Consider the following 17,845-nt stretch of genomic DNA (forward strand, 5'->3'; position numbering starts at 1 on the left):
CACCCCTTAGGATAGGTTAAACATCTGCTTATCTTAAGGGGAGTTTTTAATTTTTCTTTAAGAAAGGGTAAGATAATACTAGACCTGTAACATATAAGATGATTAAAAAGTAAACAGGAAGTAAATGGATAAAGGTTGTATAACCAATATAGAAATGTGTCCCAATACCAGCTATAAATGCAGGTAATGCTCCAATCGCAAGGGTATTCCAAATCCAGGACTCTCCTTTTCTGAACCCCCATAAGGAGATCATTAAAACAAGCAAACCAACACTTACTAATGCACTTCCAAATCCAGCTCGGTCATGTGCGATAACAGGAATTAATTTGTTACTTAACGTATCGATCATTTGTGGTGACATACACAGGAAGCTTACGTCTGTTGTTATAAACACATTTGTAACACCTATTATGGAAATAACGATACCTCCAAAAATGATCGAAAAGCCTAGAATAATAAACATGAGTTGTCCATAAAGCCCGAGTTTCCATGTTCTATCATTCTTACCATGACTGGAAGCTGGGAAATCGGTCATCTTTTTTCCTTCTTTGTAGCTAAAATAATAGATAGGTAATAAGACAAGCCAAAACAAACCATGTAGCCAATCAAAGTACCCAAAGCCGATAAAGAGGAAAATTCCAAGGAAACCTATGATTGCTGCACGATGAAACGTAATTTTAGCCCAATGCATACTATATTTTATTCCATGTCGTGCAAGCTGTATGTAGATGATTCCGCCGGATATCATCGTGCCGGCTAACGCCATTCTATCGTGGGACATAAACGCCAGGATAAGTGGATTTACTTGTAAGATTTCTGCTTTAGTCAGTCCAATAAAGGCTTCATCATAAGGAAGGATAATACTTGTAAAGGCAAAATATAAGGCGATGATACCTCCAATTAAGATGGAGAGTCCAAATAGAAATGACCAATACCAGTTTTGATTATTCTCTGGTTGAATGTCTTCATATAATAATCGTTCATGGATTCGCTTCGGCAGCCCTGGTCCAGCTTTTACATAGCCATCTGTTAACATGAACAAATCTGCACCGGCACGAACTAAAGAAAAAGCATCTTCTGGTGTCTCCACTCCACCTGAGGTTATGACAATTAGATCAGGAAATAGAGTTTTGACCCGTTTTAGTGTTTTTGTTAAAAGCTCATTTGCATGTGTGGCTTCATACCAATAGCTGCCGTCATTTTGATGTGGTGCATTTATCACTACGCCACCAATACATGAATGTTGTGTTAAATCTTTCAATTGTATGTTGATATGATTTAGTTCATCAGGGGAAAAAGACACATAAAAAGAACGATCCAAACACTTTGACCTATTATTTGTGATAGATGAGTGTATTTGCTCGGTTGTTCCAATAAATGCATCTACATATGGCGTTAAATGGTGCACAATGATCTCCCACTCATTTCTAGTAACTTGTGCATCTATTTTAGCAATTATTGGAATGCTGATATTCAGTCTTGTTAATTTTTTAATTACCCGTTTGAGAGGAACCTTTTCCTGCTGATTTGAAAACAGAAGTTTTTCTTTTTTCCACTTCGGTTCATTTTTATCCGAAGGTCCGTATAACACAATGGGTCCTATTTCTAAAAATCCGAAACCTAATTCTTGAAAGGTATTTAAACCTGACATATTTGGATCAATATGACCACTTAACCCTACAGGAGAAGAAAATTTTGTGCGATAAATATTCTTTTGAAGTTCCCGTGGAGGGTTCATATGTCCCAAGAATCCAATAACCGACCTACCTCCAGGAGTGGATGCTATTGTACTCATTGATTTATGGAGAAACTCCCGGCTTGTTTTTGCATGCAGCTTATTGAGTAAGAGTTTTTTTAATGGATGATAAGACCAGTCCGGCATAAACAGCACCTTCTAAATCTAGTTAATTTTTTCATTTATACACATTGACATCTTCAATTCTAGCATGCAAATCTACTAAGAATAAACTGTTGGTTTCTTTTAATTGGAGTGTTTTTGCAAACATTCTTGCTTATGGATATTTTTGTTAATTTTATAGTGGAATGGAGATATGTCACTAATTTTCAGAAATGATTAGCACAATATTTAATATATGGGGAAACATGATATAATTTGGTTCATAAAGCAGTGAAGTAAAACGGAAAAATGAAATGCTGGCTCAACTTTTAAAAATGTAGCAATTATTATTGTAATAACGGAGGAGGAACTATATGGACGTTTTTGCGGAATATTTAGCAGGTATTGATCATCCTGATCACCGTGAGCGAACAGAGGAAGTTTTAGCATGGGTTGCGGAAAGGTTTCCTAATCTAGAAGGGCAAATAAAGTGGAATACCCCAATGTTTACAGATCATGGCACATATATTATCGGCTTTTCCACAGCGAAGCAACATATGAGCGTGTCACCCGAAGAAGTAGGCATTGCACGATTTTCCGATGACATTGCACAAGCTGGGTACAGTGCTACCAAAGGGTTATTTCGAATTCCTTGGAAAAAACCGGTAAACTATGATTTGCTAGAGGAAATGATTACATTTAATATCCAGGATAAAGCGGAATATACGAAATTTTGGCGGGAATAGTACGATTGATTAAAAAACGCATGACAGAATAAAAATGTCATGCGTTTTTAAAAATCATTATTGTCTATTCGTCTTTATTATTTTTATCGCCCATATCCTCTACATCTTCAATAAGATCTTCTTGATCAGGATCTGTATCTTTTTCATCATCTTTCATCATCGTATCATCTTCATCAACGCCAGGTAAATTGTCATCGGTATTAACATCATTATCAGTTGTCCCATTTTCTTGATCTACCTGATTTTGATCATCTTCAGGAGGTACCGGATCTGGTTCAGCATTACAACCGGCAGCAATCATCGCTGAAAAAACTAGTCCTACTAACATAAGAATCCACTTATTATTCATGGGTAATCCCCTTTCAAAAAGTATAATAAACATCTCGATTACTTTTCCCGTTATTCATGAAAATATGTCAAAATGTTTATCATTTTGATATAAAGGGATATGAATGGCAGAAGTAATGTTTTTTTTTGCAAGGTTGGAGGAAAATCATTGTGTATAGTAAGAGGGGAACCTTTACATGTAGTCCATTTAAAGGAGTACACCATTTTATGCTAATGATGTAACTCCTTTAAGATGATTTTTTTTAGTATCTTTTATAAAATAAGTAAAACTTGTATGAATGCAATGGCAGTTGTTCCGATTATTGGAACAAGTTTTAGAACTAAAAGTCCATTAGATGTTGAAATTAATGGATCAAGTGGATCTTTTGCAGGTGAAGCAAGAAAGTGAATGAATCGTTCCCACCGATTAGGTTTCATAGGGAAATCGGGTATATCCACGTGATATTCATCTAATCTCTTACGGAGATGATGATCTTTATTTAGATCCTGTCTCATATTCCTCTTCCTCCAATTCTTCTCTTAATCGTTTGATTGCCATGTGTAATCTTGATTTCACTGTCCCTTTTGGTATTCCTAGGATTTCGGAAATTTCCTCTTGCAGCATATCGTGATAGTAGAAAAGTAATACAACTTCACGTTGTCCTTCAGGTAGCTTCGCAACGGCCTCCCGAATTGTTATCCTTTCAATATAAAGAAATTCCTCTTTCTGTATTGGAGTAAGAAAGGGTAGTAAAGATCTCCATTTTTTACGGCGGTTTAATTTTGTGATCATTAATCGATAGGCAATTTGAAATAGATAGGACTTGAGTTTGCCTTTCCTTGGATTATAGTCATGCTTATAGCGCTGTAATTTAACAAATGTGTCTTGAACGATATCAATGGCTAATTGCTCATCTCTAGAATAACGAAAAATAAACGAATAAATAGGCTGTCTTAATCGGGTATAAATCTTTTCTAACGCTTCTTCATCACCATTTTGATAAGCGATCATCAATTCGTTTTCGCGTTCACTCAATCTCATCGCCCCAGCGTTCCTTAATAGCTTTCAATGTCATAGATACCCTACTTATTAAGTACAATATTGCCACAAGTGTCCATACCTGTCCTTGGTTTGTAAAAAATTGTACAAAATCATTTTCAATGGTTTCACCACTAGAAACCAAAAAATTTAAAGCTTGAACACAAATAATGGAATATATTGATAGTCCTAGGGTTAGTGTATCAAAAACATTCCATCTTAAATATATTTTCGTTTTCTTATAGTTGATTTTACCATTTTCACGGACAACATACTTACGATCCATTGGAATCGCAATCACTAAAATAAAAATCATTAAAAAACCTGCAACAATAAGAGAAACAATCCAACCAGTATCCATTTTTAACATCTCCCATCAATATCTTTACTAACTATACAAATGAAGAGGGAAAAAAGTTCATTAAAAATAAAAAGTTTTTATCTCTTTATTAGCGATATATATCGTTAAGGGTATAATTAGGGTACGAATACGAGATAGAGATGAGGGTTTAAAGATGGTAATAGGAATTGAAAATGATTGGTTGAAAGTAGAGTTTTTAAGCAATGGAGCAGAAGTACGTAAAGTAACGCATAAGAAAAATGGACTCGATTATATGTGGTCAGGTGATGACAAATACTGGGGACGTGTTGCTCCGGTCTTATTTCCGATAGTTGGACGCTTAAAAGAAGACCAATATGAATTTAATGGTCAAACCTACTCAATGTCCCAGCATGGTTTTTTGCGTGATGTCACATTTGAACTGCATGCTAAATCGGAAACAAATGTTTCTTTTGTTTTTGAGTCTGCTGGACAGTATATATCAATTTTTCCTTTTGAATTTAAAGCCTTTATTCATTACGAACTTAAAGAAAATTCACTCGTTGTTCAATGGGAAATTCAAAACGAAAACAAAGAGGATATGTATTTTTCTATTGGTGCACATCCTGCATTTAAGGTGCCACTTTTAGAAAATGAAGCAATTGAGGACTATCATTTACACTTTACGCCATCTACAAATAAGAATGTGATGGAATATGAGTTAAAAGATTCCCTCATTCATGAGAAAGGAACGGCTAATGATATTTCAATGGTCAAGATTTCTGATTCTCTATTTAAAGACGATGCTCTTGTTTACAGTAATATTGATCATATTAAATTGATTTCAACTAAATCAGTGCCACGGTGTAGAAGTCATGTTTGAAGCATTTCCGTTTGTAGGAATATGGTCAAAATATATGGATGGTGATGGTACGATCGCTCCGTTTGTATGTATTGAGCCATGGTATGGCATTGCAGATACATATCATACATCAGGAAAACTGGAGGATAAACTTGGAATAAATAAGCTTGAAATGGGTGGCGTTTTTAAAGCCGAGTATAAAATGAAGTTTCTATAGTATTTCAATTTTTTGTTGTAAGTTAAATGACGTTTGGATTTACCGTAACAGGGTAAAACCCGAAAGGTAAGCGCAGAGGTATAATACCTCTGCGTTTTTAGCGTTTCTTTCTGAGTTTGTTCATCCATTGTTGAGCTTCACTATTAGGATTGGCTAATGGAAATTCAATGGCTGTATAGGCTGGAAAAGGGATCTTTAAGTGTTCATTAGAGGGAGGTATGCTTACCCATCCTTCTTTCAACTTTGTAACTGATTTTAAGTGGAGGTATTCAATCCATGTGTTTAATGAATGATAAGCATGAAGCCAATCCTCTTGATTGACTGTCCAATTTCCAACATCAAACGTCATGCCGACAGATATTTCTTTCTTCCATTGGAAAAAGGATAAGATTGGAAGTAACGTTCCTCCATATGTGGATTGGTCGTTTTCAATTAATAATTTCAAATTTTTTGGCAGATTGGTATTCAGCCATTTGTCAAAACTGTCTGTGTCAGCCTTGTTCGCATCAAACTTTCCAAGGGAAAACTTTATATGGGTAGCATTTAGAAACGCAGCCTCCTTAATGGATGTCTCTGCAATCGGATTCAGGGAATAAGAGTCTTGCCATAACTCTATCGGTACCGAATAGATAACTGGGTCCAAGTTAGAAGCTGAAATCGATCGTTTTAATATCTCCAATTCTGTTGAGACATCTGTTAGACACTCCCGTCGTACTTCTATTCCATCAGCGCCGTATTCTTTAATTTTTGTAACCTGTTTCTCAATAGAAATAGGTTTAGTAAAAATGAGTGTAGGTAAAATTACCTTCGCCATCATTCAACCTCCTAGATGAATCATCACTAAACCGGTTTAGTAGTTGTGTTTCCAAAACTATAACATGAAGGAAAGCGTCCCACAATATGTAAAAAAATTCATTATTTAGTTCCTTGCTTCTCTATTTTATTTTTTAAAAAAGGGGTTGTAAAACGCTTACATTTGTTTTATAATTTCACTAAATCGATTTACTAAACCGATTTACTTACATTGATATAGAAATTATTACATTACTTAGGAGTCCAATAGATGAAAAAGGTTACGATTGCAGATGTTGCCCAACATGCTGGTGTTTCAAAAAGTACTGTTTCCCAATATTTAAACCAGCGCTACGATTATATGGGAGAGCAAACGAAAGCGCGCATCGAAGAAACCATTAACGTTCTTGGCTATAGACCGAACATTTTAGCAAGAAGTTTAAAACAAAAGTCAACCACAACGATAGGGGTCATCGTTGCAAACATTTTGCATGTCTTCTCTACACAGGTAATCCGAGCAATCGAAGATGTTTGCAATGAAAAGGATTTCCATGTGATTATCTGTAATGCCGATAATCAACCGGAAAAAGAGAAGAAATATATTGATATGTTAAGAGCAAAGCAAGTAGATGGCATTATCGCTTTTCCAACAGGTGGAAATGTAGCATTATATCAGGATTTAGTAAGAGAGAACTATCCTATCGTTTTTATCGACCGCTTGATTGAAGGGATCGAAACAAACACAGTATTACTAGATAATGAAAAAGCTGCATATATAGCGGTTGAGACATTGGTGAAGAATGGATATTCAAAAATAGCCTTGTTATCTCCACCTTTCGAACATGCGATTACCCCACGTATGGAACGACTTAATGGGTACAAGAACGCTTTACAGGAGTATCAAATCCCGCTTAATGAAGAATATATCGTTAGTGGCAAGACTTCAGAAATGCAGAGTTTGATTGAAAAATTAATCCATTTAAAAGATCCGCCTAAAGCCATTCTGGCAACAAATGATCACGTTTTAATGGAGCTATTAACTTATGTGAAAAAAAAGCAAATGCGTATTCCTGATGAAATCGGGGTGATTGGGATTGATGAAGTCTCTTTTGCAGATATTTACAGTCCATCATTAACGACCATTGCCCAACCGTCATTTGAAATGGGGGCAAAGGCAGCAAATCTCTTATTCGAAAGAATTCAAACGAAAGAAATCATCAATCAAGCGAAAGTCTACCGTTTCGAACCAACCTTAATTGCACGAGAATCTTGTTAATTTCTATTAGAAAGGTGATCAAAGATGAAAAAAATCATTGAAACTATTGCTGGAGAAATTTCTGGAGTATTAGCGCAAGTTGACGAAAATGAAGCTGCAAAATTGGCAAATGAACTGCAAAACGCAAAGCGTATTTTCATTGCAGGCACAGGTCGTTCCGGATTAATTGGAAAAGTATTTGCGATGCGAATGATGCATAGTGAATATCCTGTTTATGTTGTCGGTGAAACGATTACTCCAAGTATTGAAACCGGGGATTTATTACTGACGATATCTGGTTCAGGCAGCACAGGTTCTCTCGTTCAATATGCTAAAATGGCAAAAGAAATTGATGCAAAAGTAGCCTTGGTTACAACGAATAAAGATTCTGTTATTGGGGAGCTTAGCGATTGCACGATTACAATTCCTGCTGCCACAAAAAAGCGGCTAGCTTCAGAGCCTGATACGATTCAGCCGCTTGGAAGTCAGTTTGACCAATCCGCTCATTTACTTTTAGATGCTATTATTGTTTATCTTTTACTGCAAAAGCCGGAAGGTAAAAGTCATTCTAGCTTAAATCAAAAACATGCAAACTTAGAATAGCAAAGGGGTTTAAAAAATGAGTTTAATAGATGTGATTAAAGAGAATAAAATTGTTGCAGTCATTCGTAAAGCAAACGAAGAAAACATTGTTCCGATTTTAGAAGCGTTGGCAAAGGGTGGAGTCATTTCAGTTGAAATTACAGCGGAAACACCAAATGTCACTAGAGTCATAGAAACTGCCGTTAAACATGTAAGGGGTCAAGTAAATATTGGTGCAGGCACAGTGCTTGACCCTGAAACAGCTCGTCAGGTGATTATGGCAGGGGCTACCTTCATTGTATCACCTACACTGAATCTCGAAACATTGAAATTAACCAATCGGTATGGAGTTTTAAACATTCCGGGCGTTTTGACGCCAACGGAAATCCAAACTGCTTATGAGCACGGTGCACAAATGGTAAAAGTGTTCCCGGCAGATGCGTTTGGACCAAATTATGTAAAAAATATTTTAGGACCGCTTCCACATGTTCAAGCAATGGTGACAGGCGGAATAACCTTAGACAATATGAATGAGTATTTATCAAAGGGCTGCAAGGCAGTAGGAATCGGGAGTAATTTGGTAAATGCATCATCGTTAAATTCTGAAGATGACTACAAGCAATTAACGAAGCGCGCCAAGCAATATGTTGCTAAGGTGGCAAAAAGCTAAAGCATAAGGGGGATGGGAACATGCTGAAATCTAATTATACTTTTCTATTACTCGTTATTGTAACCATTGGTCTATTAACTGGGTGTAATAATACAGCAGTTGAAACAAATGGAGATGGCAAAATTAAAATAATCGCTGCACATAATCAAACGTCTCCAGACAATCCTTATCAAACAGGAATGTTGAAGTTTAAAGAGGTGGCGGAGCGCGAATCAAATGGAAGTATTGAAGTCGAAGTACATGCAGGAACAATTGGAACAGAGGAATCACAGCTTGTTGAAAAACTTCAATTAGGTGCTGCAGATGTGGTACTCGTTTCCCCTGGATTTATGACCCAAACAGGAATTAGAGAAGTAGATTTATTTTCTGCACCCTACCTGTTTACAAGCTATGACCATTGGCTAAGCGCTGTGGATGGAGAAGTGGGAAAAGAGATGGCAGAAATCATTAACGAGAAATCTAATAATTCTTTTAAACTATTAGGTTATTGGTCTGCAGGTGTTCGACATTATTATGGAAAGAAACCGCTGAACAGCGTTGAGGACCTAAAAGGTGTTTCATTAAGAACACAAACATCAGGTGTTGTCTCCGACTTCTGGGAAGCAACTGGAGCAATTCCATCAGGAATCTCTTGGGGAGAGCTATATCAAGGGTTACAGCAGGACGTTGTTGATTCTTCTGAAAACGCTTACCCTTTCTTTGTCCAACAATCTCATCACACAACACCAAACGGGAAGTACATTACCGAAACCGGACATGACTACACTACTCGATTTTTATTAATCAATGGGGAAAAATTTGATCATTATTCTGAAGAACATCAAGAAATTTTACTAAATGCAGCGGAAGCTTCAGTGAAAGCAGAGCGTGAGGCTACTAATTCGCAAGATATAGAATACAAGGAAAAGGCCGTTGCCGAAGGAGCGGTTGTAAATGAAATTAATACACAGCCATTTATTGATATCGCCAGACCAATTTTAGAAGATTTGGCTAAAGAAATCGAAGTAGAAGATTTACTACAGAAGATTATTGATTTGGAATAATCTAAGGGGGTATAGGGATGAAGCGTTTTGTGCAGGCACTTGAAAAACTACAAATTACGATCGGTATTTTATTCTTAACAGTGTTCTTTTTAGTGATTTTACTGCAAATCATTACAAGACATTTAGGAATATCCATACTCTGGACTGAAGAGGTTGCAAACTATTCCTTTATTTGGGCAATTTTCATGGGAGCAGCCGTGATGGTAAATCGTCGTGAACATTTTAACTTTGACTTTATCATCAGAAAGTTAACAGGAAAAAAGAAAGTATCCCTCAATGTTTTTAATGACCTTGTTTTAATTGCATTTAATGTTTGTATTTTCTTTCTTGGATTGATCGTCGTAAAAGAGTTTTGGAATTACACATGGGCAACACTTCCTGACATGAAAATGGGATACATTTGGATTGCCATTCCGATTATGGCTGGGACCATGATCATTTACTCTGTCTCTCATTTGATTCATCATATTCAATCACAAAAAGCGAAGGAGGTAAGAGGATAATGGGATTTTTACTTCTTGGATTATTTATTTTCTTAATGTTAATCGGTGTACCAATTGCCTTTGTTATCGGAATCGTCGCATTACTTGGTATATTTGGAATCCCTTACACTCCTGAAGCCACTGTACCAATGAAAATGGTCAATGGTCTCGATTCATTCGTCTTGTTAGCGGTACCATTATTTATTCTTGCGGCAAACTTAATGAACTCCGGGAAAATATCTGAAAAGCTAATTAACCTGGCACTTGCACTTGTTGGACCAATTCGTGGGGGATTGGCCCATGCGAATATTCTTGTATCGATGATGTTTGCAGGTGTATCCGGCGCCTCGCAAGCAGATACAGCCGGTGTTGGTAAGATTCTTATTCCGAGCATGCTCAAAAAAGGCTATGACAAAGAAATGGCTGTTGGGGTTACTGCTGCATCTTCAACGGTAGGTGTTGTCATCCCTCCTAGTATTCCAATGATTATCTTTGCTGGTTTAACAAATGCCTCCATTGGTGCATTATTCCTTGGCGGAATTATACCGGGAATCTTAATTGGGGTTGGCATGATGGTTTTTGTTTATATCCTTGCAGTGAAGAAAAAATTCCCGCGTTCTGAACGTGTAGAAGTGAAAGAATTTGCAAAGTTGTTCATTGAAGCAATACCTGCGTTACTCACTCCAATTATTATTATTGGAGGAATCATTACAGGATTCTTTACTGCTACAGAAGCTGCAGCTGTTGCATCACTGTACACCTTAATTGTTTGTATGTTTTATTATAAAACGTTAAAAGTGAAAGATTTGCCGAAAATTTTAATGGATACGTTGTCATTAAGTTCTCTGTCACTATTCGCATTGGCCTGTGCAAGTGCACTTGGGGAATTAATGAGTTATTACCAATTAGGAACAATAGCTCAGGAATTTTTTACGAATAATGTTGGTGCAGAATGGTTGTTTATCGTTATTGTTATTGCGTTCTTCCTGTTTATTGGAACATTTATGGATGCAATACCAGCTATGATATTATTCGTCCCTGTGATTTTGCCAACAGCCTTGGAATTTGGAATTGACCCGGTCCACTTAGGGTTAATTGTTGTTATTACTCTAGCTGTTGGTTTGATTACACCGCCATATGGTCTCTGTCTTTTACTTGCAGCAAAAATTGGTGACATGTCAATTGAAAAGTCCTTTGTAGCGGTCATTCCGTATATTGTCATTATCGTTATCGTCTTGTTATTTATTGCATTTTTCCCGGATATTGCATTTTTCATTCCAAAAGCTATTAATCCAGGATTATTTTAAAAGAGGTGTATTTTTTTATGAAGGTTGATAAAGTCGTTGCGGCAGAAGAAGCCGTAAAGTACGTGAAAAATGGAATGACGCTTGGTTTGGGGTCAGGATCTACGGTCAATTGGTTTCTTCAGAAGCTGAGCGTACGGGTTAAAGAAGGACTTCAAATTCAAGGAATTCCTTCCTCTAAAAAAACAGAAAAATTGGCGAAAGAACTTGGAATTCCGCTAATTGATTTTTCGGCAACTACACATATTGATTTGGCCATTGATGGAGCTGATGAAATTGATCGCTCTTTGAACCTAATAAAGGGGGCGGAGGTTCACTAGTTAGAGAAAAAGTAGTCGATGCTTGTGCTGATGAATTGATCATCATTGCCGATGCATCGAAAATGGTCTCACAGCTAGGAACTTTTCCACTTCCAATAGAAGTTCTTCCATTTGGATTTGAAGTGACTGTAGAGAATATAAAAAAGCTTGGAGGGACTTCAACTTTAAGAAGGAAAGACGATCAAATCTTTGTATCGGATAACGGAAATTACATCATCGATTGCTCCTTTGGGCCAATCGATGATGCGGTAACCTTACATGAAAAGTTGATTCAGATGGTTGGTGTAATAGATACAGGGATATTTGCTGAAATGGCAGATAAGGTGATTGTTGCCCGAAATGGAGAAATAGAACTGTATTCAAGAACTTAATAGGCGGTTTCCTTTTGATTCAATGGTGCCAAAGGGAGAAGCTTTCATCTTCTTAGATAAACGGAAAAAGTGTTTGGAGGAATCAGAATGAAGGATGTCATTACGGTTGGGGAGGCAATGGTTGTTCTTAACCCAACTGCAACGGGACCGATGAAGTTTGTTAATGGTTTTGAAAAGAAAATTGGCGGGGCGGAGCTAAATTTAGCGATTGGCTGTGCGCGCCTAGGATTAAAAGCAGGGTATATTAGCAGGTTAGGAAACGATGAGTTTGGTAGCTACATTCTCAATTTTACCCGTGGAGAAGGAATCGATGTCTCCAAAGTAGAGTTTGTTGATGGGTATCCGACCTCCTTAAATTTTAAAGAGATTATGGAAGATGGGAATGTCCGGACCTTTTATTACAGGGACAAATCTCCGACTCTCACGATGACACCCGATGATTTAGATGAGGCGTATTTCAAACAAGCAAAAATTTTACACATTACAGGCATCTATCCTGCCATTGGGGAGAGGAATATTGAAGTTATTCACAAGGCTATTGAGCTTGCAAAAAGGAATGGTTTAAAAATCTCCTTCGACCCTAATATCCGACTTCGTATGTGGAGTAAGGAAAAAGCACGAAACGTGTTATCAGAGATTTTGCCACATGTTGATATTTTACTTGCCGGTGACGAAGAGATGGAGATTATGATCGGTGAAAAGGACCCGTCGGCCATTATAAAAAAAGTGAAAGACTTAGGTATTTCTTTTATTGCCATTAAGCAAGGTGATAAAGGGTCTGTCGGTTATTTTAATGGTGAAATAGTAACGTCAGCTCCTGTGAAGGCATCTAAGGTGGTCGACACGGTTGGTGCAGGGGATGGCTTTAATGCTGGCATCATTTATGGGATTTTACATGATTGGTCCCTTGAGAAAACACTTCACTTCGCCAACACGATTGGTTCGATGGTTGTCAGTGTCAAAGGTGATAATGAGGGATTGCCATATATGGTAGATGTTCAGGCAAAGCTTGGAGAAGTAGAACGGATTGAAAGATAAAGATCTAGGTGGCAGCTTCATTTGAAAATTGGACGACGGACCTGGGACAACAGATAAAATGAGGTGTTAAAATGAACTTACAGTTAGCATTAGATCGCCTAACCAAAGAGGATTGCATTCGCATCGCGAAGGAAACAGAAAACAGCATTGATATCATTGAGGTAGGAACAGGGGTTATTAAAGAGTACGGGATGTCAATTATTAGGGAAATGCGTTCACTTTTCCCTGATAAGTTAATCCTTGCTGATATGAAGACATGTGACGCGGGAAAACACGAAGCACGCCAAGCATTTGAAGCAGGAGCCGATATGACGACCGTTATGGCCTTCTCATCTGATTTGACGATTAAAGATACATTACAGGTCGCAAAAGAAATGGGAAAGCAAATCATGATTGATTTATTAGAGGTTCATTCTAGAGAGCGAATTGCAGAGCTTAAAGAACTCGGTGTAAAGCTTGTCAGTCTGCATGTTGGAAAGGATAAGCAAACGGAAGAAGCGTTTAATACAACATTGTTTTCCCTTGTTCAGGGCTTCGATTTTGAAGTTGCCGTTGCAGGGGGAATTAATTTAGAAAACATCCATGTGATTTCTTCACATCAACCGGATATTATCATTGCCGGCAGCTTCATCACAGGAGCAGAAAAACCAGCACTCGCAGCCGCAAAAATGAAGGGAATATAGATGCTGGTGCCAGAAACCATACAGTGAAATGGATTCTTAAATAGGTTCTGTAGAGCAAGTTCTGTTCTACAGAACTTTTTTAACAGGTAAGAAAGTACAAAGTTATGTACTTAGTGTTAGTGTCCAGCTCCAGCGCCTAGCCCCTCGAGGTCATAAGACGTAAATGAATTGAAGTCAAAGAACGTCTTCTATTCATTTACGTCTTATGCTTGTCGGGGCTGATCAATGCGCTTGCGCATTTCTTTATTGCTATATAATTCCCTAAGGGATTAAGGACAGTAAGAGCAATGGAACTAAAAACACCAAGACTCCTACTAGATATATAAGTAAGAGTTTTGGTGTAATAGTTAGGCTTGTTCTTCAGCGATTAATCTTTGGATTCATCTTCAAAAACTGGGGCAATCTTATCAATGCGATTTGTCCATATGCCACCTGTATAGTTGGAAGGTAGTCTTTCTAAATCTTGTGGATGATCAAATCCTTCTGACCAGCCTCCACCACCTGCAACAATCATAACCTGTGTATCAACGCTTTCCATTCGGTTTAAGAATTTATCTGACCATCCCCAAATCCAAGGAGCAATACGTTCAGGTAAATGTAATTGTGTATGTTCACAAGAGGAAGGAATATAACCTGTCCAGCCAAAAGCAATATAAGGAATCATACAGCTTTTCATCGTAGCCATTGACATGACACGTAACTCAGGAATTTGTTCTTTTACAGATGCATTCGGTTCATCCCCTCCGTAAATGGTCAATTGGGTTAAGCGTTCTTTCGGTAGCTTAGATAGATATTCAGCCAGTTGTATTCCCTCTTTCGGGTCATTACTTTTAATGTGGATTAAAAATGACTCATTTGGAAAGTGGGACAAGACCTCCTGTAAAGAAGGCATGAGTCCTACACCCTTTCCTCGAAATGGATAGCTGTTTCCATTATCAGCTGTGTATCCATAGCCAATATCAATTTTCTTTAATTCTGCCATTGTATAGTCTTTTGTTGTTCCTTCAACATTTGTTCGGCATTCTAGTGTCCAATCATGGAAAACGGCAAACTGTCCATCTTTTGTGGGCTTTATATCAAACTCAACCATATCGGCTCCGGCATCAAATGCTGCTTCCATTGAAGGAATGGTGTTCTCAAGGTAAGGATGCTCGGGTTCATAGATTCGCTCTGCTGTACATGTATCTCCTTCAATTCCTTCCATACTAAATGTTTGTCCAAGTCCTCTGTGGGCAAGCAGGAAAGGATCAACATCTTCACGACCTTTTGTAAACATAGAACTGTTATTAAGAAAAATAAATAAAACCAATAGAATGAAAAACATAGTGAATCGTTTTAATGCTCTTTTGAATTTCACTTTTTCTGCTCCTTCATATGGGTAAGATAAGGTCGGACCGCTTATATAATGATATCGATTTTTATTTACTTCTCAATGACTGAAGAATAATAAGTTTATGAATAATTAAAGATATTGCTTAATCTTGACTCTGATTTTTACCTTTTTATAATAAATCCTTTATCAAGCGTTGTTTTTAGTGGATTTTGGATATTCTGTATGAGAGTGAAAAGGATAAGGTGGTGTTATTTTATGACTAAGAGGCATTTGCTATTTAATCTATCAATCATTATCTTTCCATGGTTAACACTGTTATTCATAGGAAAGAAAACGTTTAAGCGGTTTACATGGGCTGGTATTTTTGTGGTTCTGTTTGAAATCATCAATCATTTGTATGGGAATAAGAGAGGTTGGTGGAAGTTTTATGATAAGAAGAAATTATTCGTAAAAGATGAACTCCCTTTTAGTATCGGTCCCTATATGCCTCTTTCCATGTGGTTATTAAAGGTTTCATATGGAAACTTTAAAAAGTATATTATGCTTAATGCGATTGCAGATGGAATTTTTGCTTTTATCGTTATGGATATTTTAAAAAGTTCAAGATTATACGCCTAAACAGGTTGAATCGTATACAGTTTTTTTTCTATATCCACTATAAGGCATATCTATTATATGGTTTTCAGTATTTGGTAGAGAAAATAAAAAGCTTCCGCTCACTTAGTAAACCTCAGGGATCCATGTAAGGTGAAAGGGAGAGAAAAAGCACATCTCGTAAAGAGGTGTGCTTCTTAGCAAAATATATGATTAAGCTGATGTAGCTCCTTGTCCACCATCAATTCGATAATAAGATCCGGAAATGAAGGAAGCTTTATCAGAAGAAAGGAAAACCATGAGATCTGCAATTTCTTCAGGAGTTGAGTAGCGTTTCAAAGGAACACTGTTTTCAAATGCAGTGCGCGCTTCATCTTCTTTCCCTGGCATAGCATTTGTTTCAATCGATTTCATCATTTGTGTATCTACTCCTGATGGAGCTACAGCATTTACCCGAACGCCATAATCGGCAGCTTCTAGTGCAGCTGTTTTGTTTAAGCCTAATACCGCGTGTTTAGAAGCGACATAAAGCCCCATACCAGGTGCTCCTAGTAAACCACCGTTTGATGCTGTATTTACAATTGCACCACTTTTTTGTTTCTTCATAATAGGTAAGACATACTTCAATCCAAGGAATGCACCAAGAACATTAACACCAAAGACTGCTTGATAATTGTCCACAGTTTGTTCATCTAACAAGCCGAATTTTCCGTTAATACCGGCGTTATTAATAAAGACATCGATTTGTCCATATTTATTTTTTGTTTCCGCAACATATTGTTGAACTTCTTCTTCTTTGGATACATCAGCCGCTAATAATAAAACATCATCTGCTTTAATTGAGCTAGCAGCCTTTTCCAACGCATCTAATTTTAAATCAACCAGAGCTAACTTTGCTCCTTCAGCGGCAAAAGCTTTTGCTGCCGCAAGTCCAATTCCATTAGCTGCTCCTGTAATTAATACAACTTTTTCTTTAAAACTCATGTCTATTTCCCCCTTTAGGTTTGTTATAAATATGATAACGCTAAGGGTGTCGATTGTCGACAATTTTGTTTAAGAAGGGTAAACCTTCTATTCTGTTAAGGTATCAAGTAATAATGCCGGAATGATTTCCTTTGCTTGATCAATATTATTTTCTTTTATGCAGGAGACTACTTCTAACATCTTTGGATGGAAATGATTCATCGTTTCATTGGTCCATTTAACCTTAGCAAATACATTAAGAATATATACAGATTCATCATAAAATTTACTAAGAGCCTTATTACCGGCAACTTCGAAAAGATACTTCGTTAATATGCTTGAAGACTCTTGATAAGCTAGTAATTCACCTGCGCGAAACTTATTAGACATAAGATTAAGTGTTTCATCTAGTGATTGAAGAGAATCCTTAGTCCATTTTCCTTTAGAAAACTCTAAAGCCATTTGAATAAGCCCTATCATAACTTCTGTATATTCCCTTATTTCAATGGTCGAAAAAGATTTAACGAGAGTTCCTTTTCTTGGAATTCTTTCGACAATATTACTTATCTGCAATAAATATAATGCTTCCCTTACAGGTGCACGACTTGTTTTCAGTTCTTGGGCAACATACTCTTCGACAATTTTATGTCCCGGACCAATTTCACCCTTCATTATTTTTTCTAATATGTATTTAGCAATCTGTTCTGGTAATGATTCACCAAATTGATTATTAGCACTATAAAAAGGGGAGGTGTTTCTTGACAACTTCTTCACTCCATAACAATTTAGGATCTGTAAGGTTAATTTTAGCATATTTACTAGAATAAAGTATTTTGGAGTAAGAGATGATTGGAATATAAAAACCGCCTATATTATTTCAAGACGGTTTGATAAATGAGAGAAGATAGACTAATTATTTATTAAATTAAATAGAGTCGCTGGAATCTGTTTTTTCCATCAATTTTTGAAAACCATAATTCAAAAGAGCGAGCGAGAAAGAAATACAGAAAAGGGTTGTAGAATTAAATTTGTTTAATTTGTAATGACCAATCTTTTGGAAAATTGGAC

General features: G+C 36.9%; 21 protein-coding genes and 1 pseudogene. 13 read left to right on the forward strand and 9 right to left on the reverse strand.

Features of this window, described 5'->3' with window-relative positions; genetic code table 11:
* Window positions 1-46 precede the first annotated feature (46 nt).
* Complete coding sequence (locus AC0L8O_RS01180) at window positions 47-1,882, reverse strand: dihydroorotate dehydrogenase (protein ID WP_473446264.1); 1,836 nt, start codon at window positions 1,880-1,882, stop codon at window positions 47-49.
* Window positions 1,883-2,211: 329 nt separating this feature from the next.
* Here AC0L8O_RS01180 and AC0L8O_RS01185 point away from each other — a divergent pair, with 329 nt between their 5' ends.
* A complete protein-coding gene (locus AC0L8O_RS01185; protein ID WP_473446265.1) occupies window positions 2,212-2,583 on the forward strand; it encodes an iron chaperone in 372 nt (123 codons plus the stop codon).
* Between the two features lie 64 nt (window positions 2,584-2,647).
* Here the strand turns inward: AC0L8O_RS01185 and AC0L8O_RS01190 are convergent, their stop codons facing one another.
* From AC0L8O_RS01190 to AC0L8O_RS01205, 4 genes are all read right to left on the reverse strand, one after another.
* Window positions 2,648-2,932, reverse strand: a complete 285-nt coding sequence (locus tag AC0L8O_RS01190; RefSeq protein ID WP_473446266.1) for a hypothetical protein — start codon at window positions 2,930-2,932, stop codon at window positions 2,648-2,650.
* A 251-nt stretch (window positions 2,933-3,183) separates the two neighbouring features.
* The gene (locus tag AC0L8O_RS01195; protein WP_473446267.1) at window positions 3,184-3,426 is read right to left on the reverse strand and encodes a hypothetical protein; all 243 of its coding nucleotides are present in this window, start codon (window positions 3,424-3,426) and stop codon (window positions 3,184-3,186) included.
* Entirely contained in the window at window positions 3,407-3,922 is a 516-nt protein-coding gene (locus AC0L8O_RS01200; protein ID WP_473448564.1) for an RNA polymerase sigma factor, read from the reverse strand. Before AC0L8O_RS01200 ends, AC0L8O_RS01195 begins: the two co-directional genes overlap by 20 nt.
* A gap of 16 nt (window positions 3,923-3,938) precedes the next feature.
* Window positions 3,939-4,319, reverse strand: a complete 381-nt coding sequence (locus AC0L8O_RS01205) for a group-specific protein (protein ID WP_473446268.1) — start codon at window positions 4,317-4,319, stop codon at window positions 3,939-3,941.
* Window positions 4,320-4,464: 145 nt separating this feature from the next.
* On the opposite strand from AC0L8O_RS01205, the gene AC0L8O_RS01210 reads away from it, so the two are divergent.
* Window positions 4,465-5,151: an aldose epimerase family protein gene (locus AC0L8O_RS01210; RefSeq protein WP_473446269.1), complete on the forward strand. Its 687-nt coding sequence runs from the start codon at window positions 4,465-4,467 to the stop codon at window positions 5,149-5,151.
* Window positions 5,144-5,347 (forward strand): hypothetical protein, encoded by a 204-nt coding sequence (locus AC0L8O_RS01215; protein ID WP_473446270.1) that lies wholly within the window; start codon window positions 5,144-5,146, stop codon window positions 5,345-5,347. Before AC0L8O_RS01210 ends, AC0L8O_RS01215 begins: the two co-directional genes overlap by 8 nt.
* A gap of 97 nt (window positions 5,348-5,444) precedes the next feature.
* Here the strand turns inward: AC0L8O_RS01215 and AC0L8O_RS01220 are convergent, their stop codons facing one another.
* A complete protein-coding gene (locus tag AC0L8O_RS01220) occupies window positions 5,445-6,164 on the reverse strand; it encodes a sugar phosphate isomerase/epimerase family protein (protein ID WP_473446271.1) in 720 nt (239 codons plus the stop codon).
* 246 nt (window positions 6,165-6,410) lie between these two features.
* Here AC0L8O_RS01220 and AC0L8O_RS01225 point away from each other — a divergent pair, with 246 nt between their 5' ends.
* The 9 genes and pseudogenes from AC0L8O_RS01225 (at window position 6,411) to hxlA (ending at window position 13,887) form a co-directional block, all read left to right on the forward strand.
* Window positions 6,411-7,415 carry a LacI family DNA-binding transcriptional regulator gene (locus tag AC0L8O_RS01225; RefSeq protein WP_473446272.1) on the forward strand — a complete coding sequence of 335 codons (1,005 nt, stop codon included), beginning with the start codon at window positions 6,411-6,413 and terminating at the stop codon, window positions 7,413-7,415.
* 24 nt (window positions 7,416-7,439) lie between these two features.
* Window positions 7,440-7,997: a 6-phospho-3-hexuloisomerase gene (gene hxlB, locus AC0L8O_RS01230; protein ID WP_473446273.1), complete on the forward strand. Its 558-nt coding sequence runs from the start codon at window positions 7,440-7,442 to the stop codon at window positions 7,995-7,997.
* A gap of 16 nt (window positions 7,998-8,013) precedes the next feature.
* Complete coding sequence (locus tag AC0L8O_RS01235; protein ID WP_473446274.1) at window positions 8,014-8,646, forward strand: bifunctional 4-hydroxy-2-oxoglutarate aldolase/2-dehydro-3-deoxy-phosphogluconate aldolase; 633 nt, start codon at window positions 8,014-8,016, stop codon at window positions 8,644-8,646.
* 20 nt (window positions 8,647-8,666) lie between these two features.
* Window positions 8,667-9,689: a TRAP transporter substrate-binding protein gene (locus tag AC0L8O_RS01240; RefSeq protein WP_473446275.1), complete on the forward strand. Its 1,023-nt coding sequence runs from the start codon at window positions 8,667-8,669 to the stop codon at window positions 9,687-9,689.
* 17 nt (window positions 9,690-9,706) lie between these two features.
* On the forward strand, window positions 9,707-10,192 hold the full coding sequence (locus tag AC0L8O_RS01245) for a TRAP transporter small permease (protein ID WP_473446276.1): 486 nt from the start codon (window positions 9,707-9,709) through the stop codon (window positions 10,190-10,192).
* Window positions 10,192-11,478 carry a TRAP transporter large permease gene (locus AC0L8O_RS01250; RefSeq protein WP_473446277.1) on the forward strand — a complete coding sequence of 429 codons (1,287 nt, stop codon included), beginning with the start codon at window positions 10,192-10,194 and terminating at the stop codon, window positions 11,476-11,478. The genes AC0L8O_RS01245 and AC0L8O_RS01250 overlap by 1 nt, the downstream gene beginning before the upstream one ends.
* A gap of 17 nt (window positions 11,479-11,495) precedes the next feature.
* Window positions 11,496-12,166 (forward strand): annotated as a pseudogene (gene rpiA, locus AC0L8O_RS01255) (ribose-5-phosphate isomerase RpiA).
* A gap of 87 nt (window positions 12,167-12,253) precedes the next feature.
* The gene (locus tag AC0L8O_RS01260) at window positions 12,254-13,204 is read left to right on the forward strand and encodes a sugar kinase (RefSeq protein ID WP_473446278.1); all 951 of its coding nucleotides are present in this window, start codon (window positions 12,254-12,256) and stop codon (window positions 13,202-13,204) included.
* A gap of 71 nt (window positions 13,205-13,275) precedes the next feature.
* On the forward strand, window positions 13,276-13,887 hold the full coding sequence (gene hxlA, locus AC0L8O_RS01265) for a 3-hexulose-6-phosphate synthase (protein WP_473446279.1): 612 nt from the start codon (window positions 13,276-13,278) through the stop codon (window positions 13,885-13,887).
* A 367-nt stretch (window positions 13,888-14,254) separates the two neighbouring features.
* On the opposite strand, the gene AC0L8O_RS01270 is transcribed toward hxlA, so the two are convergent.
* Window positions 14,255-15,211, reverse strand: a complete 957-nt coding sequence (locus tag AC0L8O_RS01270) for a glycerophosphodiester phosphodiesterase family protein (RefSeq protein ID WP_473448567.1) — start codon at window positions 15,209-15,211, stop codon at window positions 14,255-14,257.
* A gap of 264 nt (window positions 15,212-15,475) precedes the next feature.
* Between AC0L8O_RS01270 and AC0L8O_RS01275 the strand changes: the two genes are divergently transcribed.
* Entirely contained in the window at window positions 15,476-15,838 is a 363-nt protein-coding gene (locus tag AC0L8O_RS01275) for a hypothetical protein (protein WP_473446281.1), read from the forward strand.
* A gap of 189 nt (window positions 15,839-16,027) precedes the next feature.
* Here AC0L8O_RS01275 and AC0L8O_RS01280 read toward each other — a convergent pair whose 3' ends face one another.
* Both AC0L8O_RS01280 and AC0L8O_RS01285 read right to left on the reverse strand, forming a co-directional pair.
* Window positions 16,028-16,798, reverse strand: coding sequence for an SDR family NAD(P)-dependent oxidoreductase (locus AC0L8O_RS01280; protein WP_473446282.1), 771 nt, complete (start codon window positions 16,796-16,798; stop codon window positions 16,028-16,030).
* Window positions 16,799-16,885: 87 nt separating this feature from the next.
* Entirely contained in the window at window positions 16,886-17,542 is a 657-nt protein-coding gene (locus tag AC0L8O_RS01285) for a GntR family transcriptional regulator (protein WP_473446283.1), read from the reverse strand.
* Between the last annotated feature and the right edge of the window lie 303 nt (window positions 17,543-17,845).

The organism is Metabacillus sp. KJ11-3, assembly GCF_055808295.1.